Origin of the sequence: Clostridium moniliforme (assembly GCF_017873235.1) — a bacterium.
In the GTDB taxonomy this organism is placed as follows: domain Bacteria; phylum Bacillota; class Clostridia; order Clostridiales; family Clostridiaceae; genus Clostridium; species Clostridium moniliforme.
The window spans coordinates 466,920-487,416 of sequence record NZ_JAGGJZ010000002.1; the positions used below are offsets into that span (position 1 = coordinate 466,920).

A 20,497-nucleotide genomic window follows, 5' to 3' on the forward strand; every position below is an offset into this window, starting at 1 on the left:
TAGCACCCTAAAAAGGTGCTATTTTATTTTGAATATTATAATGATATAATAAATATTTAAAAATGTAATAAAATCATAGTTAAGAAATAGGAGAGACGTTATGGAATTAAGTAAAAGATTAAGTTTAATAGTGGATCATATTGATGAATGTGATACTTTAGTTGATGTTGGTACAGATCATGGGTATATTCCAATATATGTTGTTAAAAATGGAATATGTAAAAATGCCATTGCTTCTGATATAAACAAAGATCCCCTTGATAAGGCAAAATTAAATTCAATATTTGAAGGCGTTGACGAAAATATTGATACAAGACTAGGTGGAGGCTTAGAACCTATAGAAGAAGGAGAAGCAGAAGGATTAGTTATAGCTGGTATGGGTGGAAACTTAATAAGAGATATACTAGAAAATGACAAGGACAAGGCAAAGAGCTTTAAATTCATGATACTTCAACCAGCGCAAAATCCAGAAGTTTTAAGAGAATATCTTTATACAACTGGATATGAAGTTATTGCAGAAGATTTATGTATAGATGAAGATAAATATTATGAATTATTTAAAGTTAGAGTTAAAAATGGAGAAGAAACAGAATTAGATCCTATTTACTATGAAATAAGTCCTAAGCTATTAAGAGAAAAGCATAATTTAATGGGAGATTATATAAATTCAAAAAAAGAGAAATACGAAAAGATTTTAAGCTTTATAGAAGATGATACAGAAAGTGCTTTAATTAGAAAGAAAGAATTAGAAGAAAAAATAAATATATTAACTAGTTTAGAAAATTACTGCAAATAATTTAATTTGGAGATGAAAATATGAGTATAAAAGTTAAAGATATTACAAAGGTTATGAACAATATTGCACCAGAGATTTTAAAGGAAGACTTTGATAATGTAGGTCTTATGGTAGGAGATTATGAAAGGAATGTAAAGAAAGTATTATTAGCTTTAGATTGTACAAAAAGTGTTATAGAAGAAGCTAAAAATAGTCATTGTGATATGATAATAACTCATCACCCTTTAATTTTTAGAAAACCTAATAGAATTATAAAAGGAGATTTATTAGGTGATAAAATAATAGAACTTATAAAAAATGATATTTCAATTTATTCAAGTCATACAAATTTGGATTCTGTAAAAAATGGGATAAATGATACTATTGTAAAAATGTTAGGATTTAAATCAGATGAAATAATTGAAGAGTCAAGAATAAATGGATTTAGTGGAGCTGGACTTGGAAGAATAGTAAGACTTAATGAAGAGATAGATGTTAAAGATTTAGTTTCTTTAATAAAGGAAAATCTTAATATTAAGAGTTTAAGAACTGTTATTGGGAAAAATAAGGTTAATACTTTAGCTATAATAAATGGAAGTGGTCAAGATTTTATAAGCAAGGCTGTAAAATTAGGAGCAGATTGTATAATAACTGGTGACACAACTTATCATTTTGCTTCAGATTATAAAGAATTAGGAATTACCATAATTGATCCAGGTCATTTTAAAACAGAATGGTTAGTTTTTTTGGAAACAATAAAACCACTTAAAGAAAAGTTTAAAGAAATTGAGTTTGTAGCTTCAACTTGTAGTGATGATCCATATACATTTATTTAATTAACAAATTTAAAAGTTTTGCATACATTAAGTAATAATAATATTTAATGGATGGTGTTATGGGTAAAAGAGGAGTGAGGGGAAATAACTTTTTTAATGGATTTAAAAATTTTAAAGGAAGAGGAAATTCTCCGTGGGATTTTATAAGAAGAGCCAATTTTCTTAGTAGTCTTACTCCTGCAAAATGTTGTGTAGCATTAGTAATGCTTTTAACATTATTATTTTTAGGAGTTGGATTTACTGGTATAATTATAATGGCTTTATTACTTATAATATTTGTACTTGTTTGCTAAATGGAAAATTTTATATTTGTAAAATTAAAGTTTATATGATATTATAAATCTTGCGAGTAAGACATGCAATCGCTGCTAGCCTTAGAGCTAGGAGAGGAAAGTCGGAGCTCCATAGGGCAGGGTGCTGGCTAACGGCCAGTCGAGGCGACTCGAAGGAAAGTGCAACAGAAATATACCGCCTAAGTTTTTAGGTAAGGATGGAAAGGCGAGGTAAGAGCTCACCAGCATAATGGAGACATTATGGCTATGTAAACCCCACCTGGAGCAAGACCGAGATAGAAACATTTTGGAGTTGCCCGCTCCGTTTCGTGGTGTGTCGCTTGAGCTTGCTAGCAATAGTAAGCCTAGATAGATGATTGCTTAATACAGAACTCCGCTTATGGCTTATCTCGCGTGAGTTGAATTAACGGTTGGTGAAATTGAAATGGCGTTTGCCAAGATTTTGCCAACTTTTTTTATTTTAAGTATATTATCAACAATGTTAGTTTAATTACGATTTATTCTTCATATTCTAATTTATTTTTTTATAATTGAAATTTTAATAGATTAGTTATTTTATTATTTATAGTAAGATAATGAAAAAGGATATCCTTAGGATATTTGGAAAACAAATTGAAAATGGTACAATATTAAAAATGTTATAAATACAAATTAAAATTTTATAGGAGGAATAATGAAAAAAGAAAAGGGGACAAAAATAATATCAATTTTATATTTATTTAGTTCAGTTATATTTTATATTGTGGCTATACTTAGATTTTTTGATAAAAACCAACATATGGGTGTAGTTTATTTATGTCTAGGTTCAGCTTCTTTATGTTTTGGTTCTATTTACTTAAATAAATATAAAAATAAAGATGAAAATAAAAATTAATAATAGCTTATTACTTGCTATAAGGTAGCCATAAATTTTGGCTACCTTATTTTAACGTAATTAAAAAATGAAAAATTATTAAATGTAAAAAATTATAAAAAAGCATTCTTATATTGTACTCATACATTTGCAAAAGAAAATTTATAGCACTACCATATAAAGCAAGAAGAATATAATTTTAGGAGGAATGTTAATATGGAAAGATCAGTAGTAAATAAAAATCTTGCTCAAATGCTTAAAGGTGGAGTTATAATGGATGTAACTAACAAAGAGGAGGCTATTATAGCAGAAAAAGCTGGAGCGTGTGCAGTTATGGCTTTAGAGAGAGTACCTTCTGATATTAGAAAAGAAGGTGGAGTTGCTAGAATGTCTGACCCTAAAATGATTAAGGAAATTCAAGAAGCTGTTTCAATACCAGTTATGGCAAAGGTTAGAATAGGACATTTTGTAGAGGCTCAAATATTAGAAGCTTTAAATGTTGATTTTATTGATGAAAGTGAAGTATTAACACCAGCAGATGATAAATATCATATAAAAAAGGATAATTTTAAAGTACCTTTTGTATGTGGGGCAACAAATATTGGAGAGGCATTAAGAAGAATTGGAGAAGGAGCTTCAATGATAAGAACAAAAGGTGAAGCTGGAACAGGGGATGTTATCCAAGCTGTAACTCATATGAGAACAATGATGGATCAAATTAGAGAAATAAAAAATGCTAAAGAGGAAGAACTTATGACTATTTCAAAAAACTTTAATTCACCTTATGAATTAGTTAAATATGTTCATGAAAATGGAAAGTTACCAGTAGTTAATTTTGCAGCAGGTGGAATTGCAACACCAGCAGATGCAGCTTTGATGATGCAACTTGGAAGTGAAGGAGTATTTGTTGGTTCTGGAATATTTAAATCAGAAAATCCAGAAAAAAGAGCTAGAGCAATAGTACTTGCAACAACATTTTATAATGATCCAGTAAAGCTTGCTGAGGTTTCTGAAAATTTAGGAGATGCAATGAAAGGAAGTTCCTGTGAAGAAATAGAAACAAAGTATGCAGAAAGAGGCTGGTAAAATGAAAATAGGAGTTTTAGCTTTTCAAGGAGGAGTTTGTGAGCATATAAATTGTGTAGAAAAGATTGGACATTGTGGGGTTTTAGTTAAAACTAAAAAAGACTTAGAGAATATTGATGGAATAATATTGCCAGGTGGAGAGAGTACAACAATTGGAAAGCTATTAAATATTACAGGTTTAATGAACCCTTTAAGGGAAAGAATAAAAAATGGATTGCCTGTATGGGGAACTTGTGCTGGAATGATTATTTTAGCAAAAAATATAGAAGATAATGAGAAAAATTATTTAAATCTCATGGATATTACAGTTAAAAGAAATGCCTTTGGAACTCAAATAGATAGTTTTAAAACATTAGAAAAAATAGAATGTATAGGAAATACTAAAATGGAGCTAGTATTTATAAGAGCACCTTATATTACGCATATAGGAAAAGATGTAGAGGTTATATGCAAAGTAAATGATAAAATTGTTGCAGCAAAAGAAAAAAATATGTTAGTTACATCTTTTCATCCAGAATTAACATCTGATTTAAGGTTTTTAGAATATTTTATTAGCCTTATTAAAGAGAGTAAGAATTATAATTAGTCTTTAGTACTTAATTTAAAAAATATAAATATTTATTGAAATTAAGTATTTATTATATAATATTTTTAAATAAGCTTCATATAATCTTTTAAATAAATTATAAAAAGAGTAACTTAAAAATTTTTAAGTTACTCTTTTTTATTACCATTCATCAGGATAAGCTATAATTTTTACTGTTACAGTTCTTCTACCAAAAGCTAAGCAATCTTGTTCTGAATTCATAAATAAATCTATTCTATTACCAACTATATCTCCACCCGTATCAGAAGCTATTGCATATCCATAACCTGAAACATAAACTTTACTACCTAAAGGTATTACATTTTTATCTACAGCAACTGTACTAAGTCCATTAGGATCTCTAACTGGCTTTGTTCCCATTGCTGTAATTGTATGTCCGGCATAGGCTGTAGCTTCCATAGTTAAAGTTTTTTTACCAGAAACATTACCTTGATTATTATTTGAATTAGAATTATTATTTTTGTTAGAATTGTTTTTCTCTTCAGATTGTTTTTTACTTATTAAATCATTACCTTTTGAAATATAAGAATTAGCTATATCTTTAACAGATGAGTTTGAAATTTGAGGTAATAATTGTTTTAATGTTGAAACAGCCTCTTGTAAACTACTAATTGAAGATGATGAATCAATTACTTTAATAGGGTGAGCTATAAGTTTTTTTTCGTTTTCTATAATAACAGATTCAATTTGTGATTTTTCAGAATCAAATTTAGATTTTGACTCTTTTAAATCATTTTGTTTAGATACAAGAGTTTTTAAATTTTTATCATTTTCATCATTAAGTTTAACTATATCTTCTTTTTTTGTATTTAAACTTTTTATATCAGTTTGTAGTGAACTTACATTATGTTTAAGTTCTTTAATCATATCATTATCTGCGTTTATAATTTTACCTATAGCTTCAATTCTACCAATAAATTCACCTAATCCCTTAGCTTCAAATACAAAAGCAATGTAAGAGGATAATGAATACGTTCCACTTTTATAAGCAGATCTTAATCTATTAGCTAAGATAGCTTGTCCTTCATTTACTTGTTTTTTAGTAGATTCTATTTTTAGTTTTGTATTGTCAATTTCTTTTTCTATTGAATTCATTTTATCTTTATTATTTTGTATACTAGAGTTAAGTGAGTTAATTTGTGAATCTAAAGCTGATATTTTATTATCCAAATCTTGGATTTTATTGCTTATTTCATCAAATTGTACTTTGCTTTTTTGAATATCATCTTTAGTATCAGCAAAAGCGGGAAAACTAATATTTAGGAGTAAACCTAAAAAAACAAAAAAACATATCAAGATTTTTTTCATATAAAGACCTCCTTGTTAGAGAAAAACATTGATATTTTCTAATAGTATAGCACAACAGTTAGAAAAGAGAAAAGAAAAAAGGGCATTTTTTATTAGTATATTAATGTAAATGATACATACATAACTGTTTATTAACATATTATAAATAAATTTGAGATAATCTTACTTGTTTTAAACAATACTATTTTCAAATAGAAAAATATAAAAAACAATAAGGCACTGTATTTAAATTTTCTACATTTATAAATACAATACCTTATTTTGTAAGTTATTTTTATTTAAATATAGCAGTACACCATTCAGCTGATTGGAATTTTTGAGTCATAGTAAAACCGTTAGATTCTATCATATCTTTTACAGAGTCAAAACTCCATTCAACTAAACCAGAAACTAAAAGATATCCATCGTTTGTTAAATGTTCTTTTATAAATTCCATAAACATTTCTGTTTCTTCTCCACCTATATTTATGTATATCCAATCAAATTTTCCATTAACTTCAACTTCAGAAGATAGAGCATCTCCAACTAAAACTTTAATTGTTTCAATTCCATTTAAAGAAGCATTAAGTAACACTTCATCTTCTACATCTCTAATATCTAAAGCAATAACCTCCTTAGCACCTTTTATAGCAGTGGCTAAAGATAAAATTCCAGAACCAGTTCCAATATCTAAAACTCTTTTATTTGAAAAGTCTTTTGAAAGTATTATAGATAATAAGTCTCTAGTTGTTTCATGAAGTCCTGTTCCAAAAGCACCTTGTGATATAAAGTTTATCTTTTTTTTATCACTAACTTCTTCATCAGGTGAAGCTAGAACCCATTCATCATTAATATGTATAGCTGGCATTGAAAATTCTTCATATTCATAGTTTATTTCTTCTACTGAACCTTCTTTTTTACCAATAATATTTGAAACTTTTTCTTTAAAAGAATCAAAATTTATTATATCTTCATCATAAGCTACCTTTAATATTATTGGTTCATCTTCCTTTTCAATATATCCATAACCAAATTCATCAGTTGTAATTTCTAATGGATTTTCATAAAATACATTAAAAATATCTTCTATTTGTAATTTAGTAATTATGTCTTCTACTTCATTATATTTTACTTTGTATGATAAAATATGCATATTTTCACCTCTTTATAATTGTCTACTTGATATAGTATTACAAAAGGCTTTTAATGTAAAGGTTAAAGAGTTATAATTTATAAATGTAAAATAAATAAGAAGGAGAAAATAATGGACAGATTTAAGCTTAAAATACTAATGGTTATTTTTATGCTACTTAACAACATAGCAGTTTTTTTTACTGGAGCACCATTTTGGTTTAATTATGTTGGTAGAGTAGTTATGCCAATATTCTTTTATCTTTTAGTTGAGGGGTATTTTAAAACATCTTCAAAAAACAATTATTTAAAAAGATTATTAGTGGCAGCAGAAAGTATGTTTTTAGGAAATATTATTATTTCCATTGGAATGTTAAAGGGGATAAATGGAGAATCTTTATCTTATGGAGATTTTAAGCCTTTATCTTATTTAATTGTAATAGGTACTATAATATTATCAGTAGCACTTATAGTTATTACCATTAAACAAAAAATTATATCAGATAAGAAAGCAATTATATTTACGTTTTTAATGATAATAGGTAAATTACTTTTAAATTATGGATTTGATTCAAAGGTTTATATAATATCAAATAATATATTCCTTTCAATGGTTGCAGCATTTATTATGTTAAATGGAATGGTTCAATTTAGAACTAAAAACTTCAAAGTAGCCTTTGTTAAAGTTTTAGTTGCTGCTTCTATAGGAATCTTTACAGAATCTTTAATAATAGGGCCAGCACTTACATTTATATTTTATAAATGTTTTAATAATAGACGGGATATGTATCTTGCAATTGTTGTTTTTTCGGCATTATTTCTTTCAGGTTTTAATGTTGAATCTTTATTAAATTATCCACAGTGGATGATGGTATTTTCAATACCTTTAATTATGATATATAATGGAAATAAAGGTAAAGATTTAAGATGGTTCTTTTACATATTTTATCCAGTACATATATGGCTACTTTTCTTATTAACTAATTTTATAAAATAAAAATTTATATCTATGTTTTAATTTATTGTTCATTTTAGATAGAACTGTAAGATCATTTTTTGAAATTATGAATGGTTATCTAAAATTAAACTTATTTAAAATTTAGCTTAATTAAAAGCCCAGTACAAAATGTAGCTTTTTGTACTGGGCTTTAATGATAAATCATTAGATAGTTATAGAAATTCTAACTTTTAGAGAGGTATTGTTATATTAGAATTATACGCTTATAAATAAAAAAATATTCTTTAATTATAAATTGATAAGAAATATTTATTATAATAGAAATAAAGTTTAAAAGATTTTATAATAAAATAAGAGATATATAATAGAAGGGAAGAGTAATATGAAAAAAATTGTAGTTTTAGATGGAAAAACTTTAGGAAATGTAGATTATAATTTACTAAAGGAATTTGGAGAATTAAAATTATATGATACTACTAATAAGGAAGAAGTTGTAGAAAGAATAAAGGATGCTAATATAATTCTTACTAATAAAGTTATATTAAATGAAGATAACTTAAAAAATGCAAAAAATTTAGAGCTTATATGTGAAATGGCTACAGGATTTAATAATATTGATGTTGAATATGCAAAAGAAAGAGGAATAGCAGTTACTAATGTTGCTGGATATTCAACTAATACAGTTGTACAACATACATTTGCCACAGCATTAAATTTGTATGATAAAATAAGTTATTACGATAATTATGTTAAATCAGGAGAATATTCAAAGGCAGATATTTTTACAAGTTTAGATAAGCCTTTCTATGATTTAATGGGAAAAACTTGGGGAATAATTGGATTAGGTGCTATAGGTAGGGGCGTTGCAAATGTATGTAAGGCTTTTGGAGTTAATGTAATTTATTATTCAACTTCAGGAAAAAATAATAATAGTGAGTATAAAAGAGTTAATTTAGAAGAACTTTTAAAAGAATCAGATATAATTTCAATTCATGCTCCTTTAAATGATAACACTAAAAATTTAATAAATTACGAAAATTTATGTAAGATGAAAGAAAATGCAATTGTAATAAATATGGGAAGAGGACCAATTGTCGTAGATGAGGATTTAGCTAGAGCAATAGATGAAGAAAAGATTTTAGGTGCAGCCATTGATGTATTTTCAGTTGAGCCAATAAAAGAAGATAATCCTCTTTTATCAGTAAAAAATAAAGATAGATTAATTTTAACACCACATATAGCATGGGCTAGTGTTGAGGCTAGAAATAGATTATTTACTGATTTATTAGAAAATATAAGAGCTTTTAATAGAGGAGAAAGAAGAAATAGAATAGAATAAAAATTTATTAAAATGTAATATTTTAAGTTTTAATAAAGGGCAAAATAATAAACTGTATAGGTAAGTATAATTTAGTTTTATTATTTTGCCTTTTATTTATAATTAGTTTTTAAAATTACACTTTAAATAATAAATTAATTTACTTATTTAAGTATTTAAAAAATATATTTAGTATAAAGATAAATTACCTATTCCAAATTTATTTATATTAAAATCTACATTAACATTTATTGAAGATTTTAATACCTCCTCATCCCAATTGGTAATTTTATGTCTTCCGTATTTAGTGGCAGCTATGTATCCTAAATTTAATAAATCCATTTTATAATTGGATTTCATTGTATATATGAATCCAGAAAGGATTTTTTTTAAATAATTACTTATTCTTTTTTCAAGCTGTTTTTGTTCATATGGAGAAATTATTAATCTGTTTGAACTATTATTATTAAGTATTTGACCATTAATTTTTAAATTTATATCGAAATTAAAGGTGTTATCATTATTTTTAGTGCATTCAACTTTTCTTTTACATATTGTATTAAAAGATATATATGAATTATCATCTTCTAAAAAGGTAGTTATTCCAGTACTAAAGTTATTTCTTAACATATTAAGATTTCTAAATTGTTCTTGAGGAATAGAAGCAACGAACTTTCCTTTATCAAATACTGACATAGAAGTTAAGTATAATTTATTATTTATTATATCTATATTAGGAGTTATAAATTTAAGTCCTTCTGTACTATTTTGAATATATGCATTATATAATTGTTGTAAATTAGAAAAATGAGAGTAGGATTGTAAAGAGTTAACTAGGCCTTCAATATAATCTGGGGCTGTAGAATATCCTGGAACTTTCATTTCTAAAACATCTTTAGGGTCATTTGATGTTGTAATAACTATTGCTGAACCATTTGTTTGGGTATTATTTAATAAACCATCTAAAGAAGGATTTATTCCATCTTTTGATATCTTTTTTGAAAAAAGATATATTTTTTCAGAACCAAGAGAGAATTTTCTACCAGAATGAAATTGTCTATCTATTCTAGCTTCAGTTGAGGTTACTCCCTTTGATTCTAATATATGACTAGTTATTTCATTTGTATTAGTAAAATCATATACCAACACAGGTATTGAAAAAATTTTTTTATCCATAGAAGTTTCTATATCAAAACCTATGCCTGCAACAAAATCAATATCTTCAATGTTAGAAAAATGAAAATGTTTATATAAATTTGATATTCCAGCGAAACATAAAATTATAATTGATAATATAATATATCTACGAAGGGTTTTCCAGGTCATTTTTTCTCCTCCTTATTACAGATATAAATAAAAGAAATATATTAAATAATAGTAAAATCATCATTGGAATGAAAATATAATTAACAAAGTAAATTAAAGCTATTACATTACTAATTAATTTTGATGCAAAATAAAAAAGTGGTATAAGAACTATTAACCAAAGTTTTTTATATTTAGTATTTTTGTTAGGTGGTAACATATTGATTAAATTTGTAATTGATAATGCAGAATTTTTTAAAGAGTGAATTGACCAACAAAACATAAATACTAATATAAAGCTATTAATAAGTGGAACTTTAATTGAAGCCATTATATCAAGCATTGGAAAATAAAATAAATTTAAAGTATCAGGACCAAAATGAAAAATTGCTACAAATACTAACCAAGTAACTATTAATATTAATATAGAAGTTGTAGTTATGGCTATTTTTTTGTAATCTGTTTTATTTTTTAAATAAGGTAAATATAACAACATTATTTCAAAACCTGCATACACATATATACCATGATATATTGCTCTAAATAGTTCATTAGATTTTATGGATAGTATTGGCATTATATTTAGTTTATTTCCCTTTAGTAAAGAAAAACCTAGTAAAATACATATTGCAACAATAATATATAAAGTAAATTGACCTAATTTTAATTGAGCTTTAAATCTAAAAAATGTAGCTATAGCTGCTGATATTATTATAATTATCAGTGTTTCATATGTTGTATAATACCAAAGTATTGTATTTACAAGTATCATAGAAAAACCTGCAAAGTGAGTAGTGCTATATGAAAAAATATATATGATAAAAAAAATATTAAAAATATTTCCTAAAATTTTTCCGAGAAGTTCTCTATTTATTTCAAAAATATTTTTATCAGGATAGGTTTTAAAAACAAATCCATACATAGCAAAAAATAAAATTGGATATATACCAGATAATGCTGTAGTTATCCATGCATCTTGTGCTGCATAAGTATTTATAACAGCTGGAAATTTAAGTTCAGTTATAATTATAGAATATCCTACAAGCATACATATAAATTCACTGGTTGATATTTGAATATTTTTTTTCATTGTATTTTTCACTCCACTTTTTTATATGATTAGTACCTAGTCTAATTTTATCTTTTGTTTTAGATATAATAGGTCTTTTTATAAGACTTGAAAGTTTACTTCTAGCAAAGGTATCTTTCATGTCATCAGAATAAAAAGATACATAATCAACTCCATATATATTTAAATTAAAAAGGTATAATAATAAAAAGAAGGAGCCTATGACAAAGCCTAATATTCCAAAGGAGTTTGATAATATTAGAAATGGGAATTTCATAAGTCTTATAGAAAGTGCCATTTGATAATTTGGTATTAGAAATGTACAAACAACACTTATTCCAACTATAAATAATGCAGATGGAGATACAATTTTAGATTGAATAGCTGCATCACCAATTATAATTCCGCTAACTATACTTAAAGTTTGACCTACTTTTGTTGGAAGACGAAGACCACCTTCTCTTAAAAATTCTATAACTAAGTCCATAGTGAATATTTCTAAAAAAGGAGACAAAGGAATTCCTTGTCTTGAATTAGCTATTGGTTGAACATATTTGTCAATTAATAGTTCTGGATTAAATTTGATTAAAATAACATACAATGAAGGAAGAGTTATAACTATTAAAACTGCAATAAATCTAAGTAATCTAGAAAATGATGCAACTATAGTTCTTTGATTGTAATCATCAAGACTATGAAAAAATTCAATTAATAAAGCTGGAAGACATAGGGCATAAGGGCTGCCTTCCATAAGAACTACTACTTTTCCTTCACTTAATTTATCTACTGCATTTTCTGCTGAGTCTGTTATGTAACTTTGAGGAACCATTGAGTAACTAAACTCTTCAATATACTGCTGAAGAGCTCCAAGAGATTGAATATTATCTATATCTAATAATGCTATATCTTTTATTACATTTTTAACTACAGTTTCATTTGCAACATCTTTAAGATATAAAATATTTATATTTGTTTTGCTTCTTCTTCCTAAATTCATACTTTTTATTATTAAATTTTTATCTTTTATTCTTCGTTTAAACATTGAAATATTAGTTTCTAATGATTCATTAAGATCTTCCTTAGATGAAGCTATAGTAGAAGTTATAGTTGGAGTAGAAATACTCCTATATTGAATTGAAATTGTATCAATTATTATAGCTTTTCTTAATCCGTAAAAAGTTAATATAGTTTTACCAGAACGCAACGCGTTAACTATTTCTGAAAAAGAATCTTCTATCAAACAATTACTTACTGGCAAAGCAACTTTTGTTAAAAAATCACATTTATCAATATTATCAGGAAATAAAATATTAAAGTTATACATAAGGGGAGTTAAAATATCCCTATTTATTATTTCCTTATTTACCATTGTATCTGAATACATAATTACTATAGGTGTAGATTTATTTTTATCTATTAATAAGTCTTTAATTATAATAGTGGATTCTGTAGAGGTTGCACTTTTTATAAGTTCACTAACAAATTTATCATCCATAATATTTTCTCCTAGTATTATTTTTAATAAATATATTTTTCTCATAAATTACTAGATTTATTCTAATAATTAATAAAGCTATAAGTTAGAATTTTAAATTTCTAAACTTATAGCTTAAATGTGTATTAATATATTAAATTAAGGCTATCTAAAATCAACACGAAAATAAAAGATAACCTAAATTAAAAATTTTTTAAAGTATACTTTTTATTACTTGAAGAACTCCATTTTCCTTATTACTTTTTGCTATGAAATTTCCATAGGCTTTTACTTCATCTAGGGCGTCCTCCATAACATAGCTGTAATAAGCTTGCTTTAGCATATCAACATCATTGAAGTAATCTCCAAAGACCATAGTTTCTTCTTTAGAAATAGAATGCAATTTTTGTATTTTTGCAATAGCTGATCCTTTAGAAACATTTTTATTAGTTATATCAGTCCAAAATCTTCCTGCTACTGAAACTTTACAATATTTTTTTAAATCTTTTTCTATAATAGGATATGAATTAGTTAATGCATTATCCATATCACAAATAGAAATTTTAAATATGTCATCATCTATGTCATCATAAGATTCTATTATTGTTTTTTCTAAATAATATTTATTAATTTCTTCTAAAGTATTTTTATTACAGTTTAAATGATAGAAGCTTTTAACTCCACAAAAAACAACTGTTATATTTTTGACTTTATTGCAAGAATTAATAATTTTTTTTATTATATTTTTAGGAATAATCTCTAAGGCTGTTACCTTACCATTTTCAACAACCATAGCTCCATTATCTGAAATATATGATAATTCATCAGAAATTGGTTTAAAATCTCTATATAAAGTTTTATAAGGACGACCACTAGCAACAATAAATTCTATATTTTTTTCTTTTAATTTTTTAAATATATCAAAAAATTCTTTAGGCACTTCTCCACTAGGCGTTAATAAAGTACCATCCATATCTGAAGCGATTAATTTTATCAAAATATCACCCTTTCTCTTAATGTTTTTAACAAACATTATAATATCACAAATAGTATGTTATTAACAATAATGATAATTATATAACAATGATAATGAGAACAATAAATTAATATAAGCTTGATTTATAATAAGATTGTATTATATAATAAATCATAAAAATATAATATGTGTTCGGATGAAGATAGTGGGAGAGTGATTAGCTTATTTGTTAGTCCACCGAAGAGGGAAAATCTTTCAGGTTATAGGACCGCTATTGGACGAGCCTCTGGAGAGATTCAAAATTTTTATTTTGAACACCGAAGGAGCAAGGTATATAAATTTTTATATGCTGAAACTCTCAGGTAAAAGGACAGGGGATTTTTTGAAGTTAAATATATTTTTTAGCTTTATTTAATCTCCTCCATAATTTTAAAATTTAGGAGGAATTTTTTATGGAAAAATTTTTAACAACTATGGACTCAATTGTATGGGGTCCGCCACTTCTTATTCTTCTTTTAGGAACAGGAGTGTATTTAACTTTTAAACTTAAATTTTTACAAGTTAGAAAACTTTCTAAAGCTTTAAGTTTTATTTTTAAGAAGGAAAAAGGAGCAAAGGGAGATGTATCAAGTTTTGGTGCTTTATGTACAGCTCTTTCAGCCACTATTGGTACTGGAAATATAGTTGGAGTTGCAACTGCAATTAAAGCTGGTGGACCAGGAGCCTTGTTTTGGATGTGGATTGCAGCATTTTTTGGAATGGCAACAAAATATGCAGAAGGTGTTCTTGCTATAAAATATAGAGAATTTGATGAAAATGGAGTAGTAAAGGGTGGCCCTATGTATTACATACAAAATGGTATGGGAAATAAATTTCTTGCAAAGATTTTTGCTTTATGTGGAGTTTTAGTTGCTTTATTTGGAATTGGAACCTTTGCACAGGTTAATTCAATTTCAGAAGGTTTAAAGACAGCTTTTAATGTTCCAACAATTATAACTGCTATTGTAATTACTATATTAGTAGCTATGGTAACTCTTGGAGGTATACAAAGAATTTCTAAGGTTTCAGAAATGATAGTACCATTTATGGCTCTTTTATATATTGTTGGAGTTGTTATGGTAATTTTATTTAATATTAATAAAGTTCCAGAAGCAGTAAAATTAATAGTTCAAAGTGCTTTTAATCCAGAGGCTGCTTTTGGAGGAGCTACTGGAATATCTATAATTATGGTAATACAAAGAGGAGTAAGTAGAGGAGTCTTTTCAAATGAAGCAGGACTTGGAAGTGCACCAATTGCAGCAGCAGCTGCAAAGACAAATTCACCTGCAAGACAAGGATTAATATCTATGACAGGTACATTTTTTGATACAATAGTAATTTGTACAATGACAGGTATAGTAATTGTTCTTACAGGAATGTATAATTCTCCTCTAGAAGGAACAGCCTTAACAACAGCAGCCTTTGAAGCTGGATTACCAATAGCCTTAATTGGAAAATATGTTGTTAATATAGGATTAGTATTTTTTGCTTTTACAACAATACTTGGATGGAATTATTATGGAGAAAAATGTGTTGAATATTTAATTGGTAAAAATGCTATTATTCCTTTTAAAATACTTTATATTGCATTAGTTGCAATAGGTGGATTTATATCTTTAGATGTTATTTTTATAGGAGCAGATATAGTTAATGGACTTATGGCAATACCTAATCTGATTGCAATTATAGCACTTAGAAAAATTATTTTTGAAGAAACAGATAAATTGTTTTATAAGGAAAGTAAAGAAGAAATAAAAGAGATTATTTGTGAAATAGATTAAAAATAAAAGGGCAAAATAATAAACTAAATAATTCTATATAATTTTAAAAAATTAATTATATAGAATTTTAAATGTTTATTATTTTGCTTTTTAATTTAATAGACTACTTTAAATTTTTTCTCTTTTAAATTTACAGGAAGAGAAGTTATAGTCATATCTATAACTTTAGAAAATCCATTTCCTTTTTTTATTATATTTAAAAATTTATTTATAGTATCATTATTTCCTTGAACTTCTAATAATACATTTCCGTTAGAGAGGTTTTTTACCCAACCAGTTAAATTATAATTTATTGCATTAATTTGAACAAAATATCTAAAACCTACTCCTTGAACACGACCAGAAAATATTACTTCTATTCTATTCATAAAGCTCATCTCCTTTTATAATTATTATTAAATATATTATAAGAAATAAAATTAAAAGAATAAATAGTCAGAAAATTAAGAAAAGTGTTGAAATTATATTTTAAAGATAATAAAATAATATGGACAGGAATTTTATGGAGGTTATTTAGGGATATGGAAAAAAGTTTAGTATTAATAAAACCAGATGGAGTAGAACAAAATGTTATAGGAAAGATACTATCTATGTATGAAGATAATGGGCTTAAAATAGTATCACTTAAAATGCTTACAGTAGATAAAGAATTTGCAATGAAACATTATAGTGAACATATAGGAAAGCCATTTTTTAACGAATTAATTAATTATATAACTAGAGGACCACTTTGTGCACTTGTTTTAGAAGGGGATGATGCTATTAATAAAATTAGAAAGATAAATGGAGCAACAAACCCAGAAAAAGCAGAGAAGGGAACAATAAGGGCTTTATATGGTACAAATTTAACAGAAAATTGTGTACATGCTTCAGATTCAAAAGAAAGTGCTGCAAGAGAAATAAGTTTATGGTTTTAATAAAAAAGCAATCAAGTAAATATACTTGATTGCTTTTTTTTTATGAACGAATTTTAATCCAAGCATCATTATATTCTTGTAGTGCTTTATGATTTAAATCCTTAAATACTTCTGCATTTTTTAGTTCTTTTTTAGTTGGATATTGTTCTTGAACTTCTTTTGGAAGCATTTCGAAAGTTTTTGTGTTTGGAGTTTGGTAGCCTATATATTCAACGTTTGTAAGTGCATTTTCAGGATCACATAAAAAGTTTATAAATTGTTCTGCTTCTTTTTTATGTTTAGCTCCCTTTGGAATAGCTAGACAATCAAACCATTTATTTGTACCTTCCTTTGGAACAACATATTTTATTTTAGGATTTTCATCCATTATATACACAGCATCTCCTGACCAAACAGGTGCAATTGCAATTTCGCCACTTACCATAGCATCTTTAACTTCATCTACCATATAAGCTTGAACTAAAGGTTTTTCTTTTATTAATTCATTAGCAGCTTTATTAATTTCAGCTGGATTTGTTGAATTCATAGAATATCCAAGTCTTTTTAATGAAATAGCCATAGCATCTCTAACAGAGTCAAACATAGCAATTTGTCCTTTATAATCTTTATCCCAAAGGATATTCCAACTATCTACAGGTTTTTTTACTATATCAGGATTATAAACTATCCCAATAGTTCCCCACATATATGGTACAGAGTATTCATCATTTGGATCATAAGGAAGATGCTTAAATTCCTTACCTATATATTTATAATTTGGTATTTCTTTATAATCTATTTTTTCAAGAAGATTTTCTTTTATCATTTTTTCTATCATGTAATCAGATGGAACTACTATATCATAATTGCTAGAGCCATCTTTGATTTTTGAATACATTGTTTCGTTAGTATCATAAGTGCTGTAATTAACTTTTATACCAGTTTCTTTTTCAAATTTAGTAATTAAATTAGGATCAATGTAATCTCCCCAATTATAAACATTTAATTGTTTTGAAGTAGTTTTTTCGTTATCCTTGTCTTTAGAACAACCTGTAATAAAACCCATTATTATAACTACACTTAAAGCTATAGCAGTTAAAACTTTAAATTTTTTCATTTAGTTCACCTCTACTTTCTTCTTTTTATTTACTATTAATAGTAGTGCAAGTACTGTTATAAACATTAATGTAGAAAGTGCATTAATCTCAGGTTTAATACCACGTCTTGCCATAGAATAGATTTCAATTGAAAGATTTGTTACTCCAGGTCCTGTTGTAAAGAAGCTAATTACAAAATCATCAATTGACATTGTAAAAGCCATTAAAAACCCTGCGAATATGCCTGGTTTTATTTGAGGAATAATAACTTTCCTTAAAGCATAAAAAGGTGTTGCTCCAAGATCCATAGCGGCTTCAATAGTGTTATCTGGTAATTGTCTAAGTTTTGGCAGTACTGAAAGTATTACATAAGGTATATCAAATGATATATGTGCAAGTAGCATTGTTTTAAATCCAAAATCAAATTTTAAAAATATAAATAAACTCATTAAGGCAATACCAGTAACTATATCTGGATTAATAATAGGTAAATTATTTATATTAAGTAGTAATGCTTTTCTCTTTTTTTTCATATTATCAATACCAATTGCAGTAATAGTTCCTACAATAGTTGCAATAACAGAAGCAATAATAGCTATTAAAATAGTATAATAAAGAGCTTCCATTAAGGTATCATTATGGATAAGTTCACCATACCATTTAAAAGTAAATCCGTTCCATTTTCCCATTGACTTTGAATTATTAAATGAAAAAATCATCAAAGTAACAATAGGAGCGTATAAAAATATAAAAATTATTGCTAGATAAAATCTTTTAATAAACTCATAAAATTTATTTACCATAAGTTTCCACCACCTTCGCTTATATCTTCATCAAATTTTGACATTAAGGCCATAGAAATTAGTATTAAAATCATTAATATTATTGCTAATGCTGAACCAAAGTGCCAATCACTCATAGTTGTAAATTGTTGTTCTATAACATTACCAATTAACATTTCCTTTCCACCACCTAAAAGTCTAGAAATAACAAAGGTTGAAACAGATGGCATAAATACCATTGTTATTCCAGAAATTACTCCTGGAACACTTAGTGGAAATATAACTTTTATAAAAATTTCTTTTTTATTTGCACCAAGATCAGACGCTGCATTTATTAAGTTTTTATCTATTTTAGATAAAACAGTATAAATTGGTAATATCATAAATGGTAAAAAGTTATATATCATACCAAGTAGTATTGCACCATTTGTATAAAGAAATTGAATTGGTGAAATTCCGAAGTTCCCTAAAAAAGTGTTTATTAATCCGTTTTTACCTAATATAGGCAACCATGCATATGTTCTTAGTAGAAAATTCATCCACATTGGTAGTATAAATAACATAATAAGTAAGTTTCGTTTATTTTCCGGCATTTTTGAAATAATATATGCAACTGGATAGCCAATAATTAAACAAACAGCTGTTGAAATAAGTGCTAAACAAATAGATCTACCAAATATTTTTATATATTGTGGGTTTATAAGTCTTTCAAAATTTTCAAGGGAAAATTGATAACCTGATCCTGAATCTGTTGTTAAACTAAAAAATAAAATCATTAACAATGGAACTATTATAAATAAAGCGCTCCATACAATATATGGATAAGCAGCTAAACTGCTTTTTTTATTATTCATAGCAATTCACCTTTCTCATTACATGAATATCTTCAGGATATATATCTATTCCTATAGTAGATCCAATTTCTGCTGATTTTGTATTATGAATAATCCATCTTTTAGGACAATTTTCTATTTCAATTTCTATTTCATAATGGACTCCTTTAAATATAACGGAAATAACCTTTGCTTTAAGCATTCCACTATCTGCATTAACCATTTTTATATCCTCTGGTCTAATAACTATATCAACAGCTTCATTTTTTTCAAATCCTTTATCAACACTTTCAAAAACTCTTCCTAAAAATTCAGTTTTAAAATCATCATGCATAATACCATCAACTATATTACTTTCTCCAATAAAGTCTGCAACAAATGCATTTGAAGGTTCATTATAAATATCTTGTGGAGTACCCATTTGTTGAATAACTCCTTTATTCATTACAACAATTGTGTCTGACATAGTTAAAGCTTCTTCTTGATCATGAGTTACAAATATAAATGTTATTCCTAATCTTTGTTGTATTTTCTTAAGTTCAATTTGCATTTCTTTTCTAAGTTTTAAATCTAATGCTCCTAAAGGCTCATCTAAAAGTAGAACTTCAGGTTCATTAACTAGAGCTCTTGCGATTGCAACTCTTTGTTGTTGTCCACCACTTAAAGAATCAATGCTTCTTTTTTCAAATCCACTAAGGGCAACTAATTTAAGCATTTCAGTTACTTTTTCTTTAATTATATTTTTAGGTGTTTTTTTAATTTTTAGTCCAAAAGCTATATTATCATATACATTCATATGAGGGAATAAAGCATATTTTTGGAAAACTGTATTTACAGGTCTTTTATGAGAAGGAAGGCTTGCCATATCTTTTTCATCAAAAATTACCTTACCTGAATCAGCTGTTTCAAATCCTGCAATAATTTTTAATGTAGTTGTTTTACCACAACCACTTGGACCTAAAAGTGTTAAAAATTCATTTTTCTTTATATTAAGATTAAGATCTTTTAAAACTTCATTATCTCCATATTTTTTACTTATACCTTTTAGCATTAAAATATTATCGTTCATAATAAAACACCTCTTTCTAGAATTTAAAAATA

General features: G+C 26.3%; 21 protein-coding genes, 1 other RNA gene and 2 riboswitches. Of the genes, 11 read left to right on the forward strand and 11 right to left on the reverse strand.

The genetic code is table 11. The features are described from left to right. Positions 1-100 precede the first annotated feature (100 nt). The 7 genes from J2Z53_RS05535 to pdxT all read left to right on the forward strand — a co-directional run bounded on the left by J2Z53_RS05535 (position 101) and on the right by pdxT (position 4,429). On the forward strand, positions 101-796 hold the full coding sequence (locus tag J2Z53_RS05535; RefSeq protein ID WP_209796253.1) for a tRNA (adenine(22)-N(1))-methyltransferase: 696 nt from the start codon (positions 101-103) through the stop codon (positions 794-796). A 20-nt stretch (positions 797-816) separates the two neighbouring features. After that, positions 817-1,611, forward strand: coding sequence for a Nif3-like dinuclear metal center hexameric protein (locus J2Z53_RS05540; protein ID WP_209796261.1), 795 nt, complete (start codon positions 817-819; stop codon positions 1,609-1,611). 59 nt (positions 1,612-1,670) lie between these two features. Next, positions 1,671-1,904 (forward strand): hypothetical protein, encoded by a 234-nt coding sequence (locus J2Z53_RS05545; protein ID WP_209796263.1) that lies wholly within the window; start codon positions 1,671-1,673, stop codon positions 1,902-1,904. Positions 1,905-1,957: 53 nt separating this feature from the next. Continuing rightward, an RNA gene (rnpB, locus tag J2Z53_RS05550) (RNase P RNA component class A) lies at positions 1,958-2,300 on the forward strand. 277 nt (positions 2,301-2,577) lie between these two features. Beyond that, a complete protein-coding gene (locus J2Z53_RS05555) occupies positions 2,578-2,778 on the forward strand; it encodes a hypothetical protein (protein WP_209796264.1) in 201 nt (66 codons plus the stop codon). A 195-nt stretch (positions 2,779-2,973) separates the two neighbouring features. Then, a complete protein-coding gene (gene pdxS, locus J2Z53_RS05560) occupies positions 2,974-3,843 on the forward strand; it encodes a pyridoxal 5'-phosphate synthase lyase subunit PdxS (RefSeq protein ID WP_209796266.1) in 870 nt (289 codons plus the stop codon). Position 3,844: 1 nt separating this feature from the next. Continuing rightward, complete coding sequence (gene pdxT / locus J2Z53_RS05565) at positions 3,845-4,429, forward strand: pyridoxal 5'-phosphate synthase glutaminase subunit PdxT (RefSeq protein WP_209796268.1); 585 nt, start codon at positions 3,845-3,847, stop codon at positions 4,427-4,429. Positions 4,430-4,570: 141 nt separating this feature from the next. Here pdxT and J2Z53_RS05570 read toward each other — a convergent pair whose 3' ends face one another. Together J2Z53_RS05570 and J2Z53_RS05575 are read right to left on the reverse strand one after the other, a co-directional pair. Then, entirely contained in the window at positions 4,571-5,758 is a 1,188-nt protein-coding gene (locus J2Z53_RS05570) for a 3D domain-containing protein (protein WP_234925779.1), read from the reverse strand. 274 nt (positions 5,759-6,032) lie between these two features. Then, positions 6,033-6,890: a 50S ribosomal protein L11 methyltransferase gene (locus J2Z53_RS05575; protein WP_209796270.1), complete on the reverse strand. Its 858-nt coding sequence runs from the start codon at positions 6,888-6,890 to the stop codon at positions 6,033-6,035. A 111-nt stretch (positions 6,891-7,001) separates the two neighbouring features. Here J2Z53_RS05575 and J2Z53_RS05580 point away from each other — a divergent pair, with 111 nt between their 5' ends. Then, complete coding sequence (locus J2Z53_RS05580) at positions 7,002-7,865, forward strand: TraX family protein (protein ID WP_209796272.1); 864 nt, start codon at positions 7,002-7,004, stop codon at positions 7,863-7,865. Positions 7,866-8,208: 343 nt separating this feature from the next. After that, positions 8,209-9,165 (forward strand): D-2-hydroxyacid dehydrogenase, encoded by a 957-nt coding sequence (locus J2Z53_RS05585; protein ID WP_209796274.1) that lies wholly within the window; start codon positions 8,209-8,211, stop codon positions 9,163-9,165. 168 nt (positions 9,166-9,333) lie between these two features. Here J2Z53_RS05585 and J2Z53_RS05590 read toward each other — a convergent pair whose 3' ends face one another. From J2Z53_RS05590 to J2Z53_RS05605, 4 genes are all read right to left on the reverse strand, one after another. After that, positions 9,334-10,470, reverse strand: a complete 1,137-nt coding sequence (locus J2Z53_RS05590) for a Ger(x)C family spore germination C-terminal domain-containing protein (protein ID WP_209796276.1) — start codon at positions 10,468-10,470, stop codon at positions 9,334-9,336. Next, positions 10,448-11,539, reverse strand: coding sequence for a GerAB/ArcD/ProY family transporter (locus J2Z53_RS05595; RefSeq protein ID WP_209796278.1), 1,092 nt, complete (start codon positions 11,537-11,539; stop codon positions 10,448-10,450). The genes J2Z53_RS05590 and J2Z53_RS05595 overlap by 23 nt, the downstream gene beginning before the upstream one ends. Beyond that, on the reverse strand, positions 11,508-13,013 hold the full coding sequence (locus tag J2Z53_RS05600) for a spore germination protein (RefSeq protein ID WP_209796280.1): 1,506 nt from the start codon (positions 13,011-13,013) through the stop codon (positions 11,508-11,510). Before J2Z53_RS05600 ends, J2Z53_RS05595 begins: the two co-directional genes overlap by 32 nt. A gap of 193 nt (positions 13,014-13,206) precedes the next feature. Continuing rightward, positions 13,207-13,989 (reverse strand): HAD family hydrolase, encoded by a 783-nt coding sequence (locus J2Z53_RS05605; protein WP_209796282.1) that lies wholly within the window; start codon positions 13,987-13,989, stop codon positions 13,207-13,209. 175 nt (positions 13,990-14,164) lie between these two features. Further along, positions 14,165-14,249: riboswitch (glycine riboswitch) on the forward strand. Positions 14,250-14,251: 2 nt separating this feature from the next. Next, positions 14,252-14,345: riboswitch (glycine riboswitch) on the forward strand. Between the two features lie 75 nt (positions 14,346-14,420). Here J2Z53_RS05605 and J2Z53_RS05610 point away from each other — a divergent pair. Continuing rightward, a complete protein-coding gene (locus tag J2Z53_RS05610) occupies positions 14,421-15,788 on the forward strand; it encodes an alanine/glycine:cation symporter family protein (RefSeq protein WP_209796284.1) in 1,368 nt (455 codons plus the stop codon). Between the two features lie 95 nt (positions 15,789-15,883). Here J2Z53_RS05610 and J2Z53_RS05615 read toward each other — a convergent pair whose 3' ends face one another. Continuing rightward, positions 15,884-16,156, reverse strand: a complete 273-nt coding sequence (locus tag J2Z53_RS05615; protein ID WP_209796287.1) for an acylphosphatase — start codon at positions 16,154-16,156, stop codon at positions 15,884-15,886. A gap of 153 nt (positions 16,157-16,309) precedes the next feature. Between J2Z53_RS05615 and ndk the strand changes: the two genes are divergently transcribed. Then, positions 16,310-16,705 carry a nucleoside-diphosphate kinase gene (gene ndk / locus J2Z53_RS05620; RefSeq protein ID WP_209796288.1) on the forward strand — a complete coding sequence of 132 codons (396 nt, stop codon included), beginning with the start codon at positions 16,310-16,312 and terminating at the stop codon, positions 16,703-16,705. A gap of 40 nt (positions 16,706-16,745) precedes the next feature. On the opposite strand, the gene J2Z53_RS05625 is transcribed toward ndk, so the two are convergent. The 4 genes from J2Z53_RS05625 to potA are packed head-to-tail and all read right to left on the reverse strand — an operon-like array spanning position 16,746 to position 20,468. Beyond that, complete coding sequence (locus J2Z53_RS05625; protein ID WP_209796290.1) at positions 16,746-17,801, reverse strand: ABC transporter substrate-binding protein; 1,056 nt, start codon at positions 17,799-17,801, stop codon at positions 16,746-16,748. Beyond that, on the reverse strand, positions 17,802-18,584 hold the full coding sequence (locus J2Z53_RS05630) for an ABC transporter permease (RefSeq protein ID WP_209796291.1): 783 nt from the start codon (positions 18,582-18,584) through the stop codon (positions 17,802-17,804). It lies immediately after the preceding gene. Next, entirely contained in the window at positions 18,578-19,417 is an 840-nt protein-coding gene (locus tag J2Z53_RS05635) for an ABC transporter permease (RefSeq protein WP_209796292.1), read from the reverse strand. Before J2Z53_RS05635 ends, J2Z53_RS05630 begins: the two co-directional genes overlap by 7 nt. After that, positions 19,410-20,468, reverse strand: coding sequence for a spermidine/putrescine ABC transporter ATP-binding protein (potA, locus tag J2Z53_RS05640; RefSeq protein WP_407927654.1), 1,059 nt, complete (start codon positions 20,466-20,468; stop codon positions 19,410-19,412). The genes J2Z53_RS05635 and potA overlap by 8 nt, the downstream gene beginning before the upstream one ends. Between the last annotated feature and the right edge of the window lie 29 nt (positions 20,469-20,497).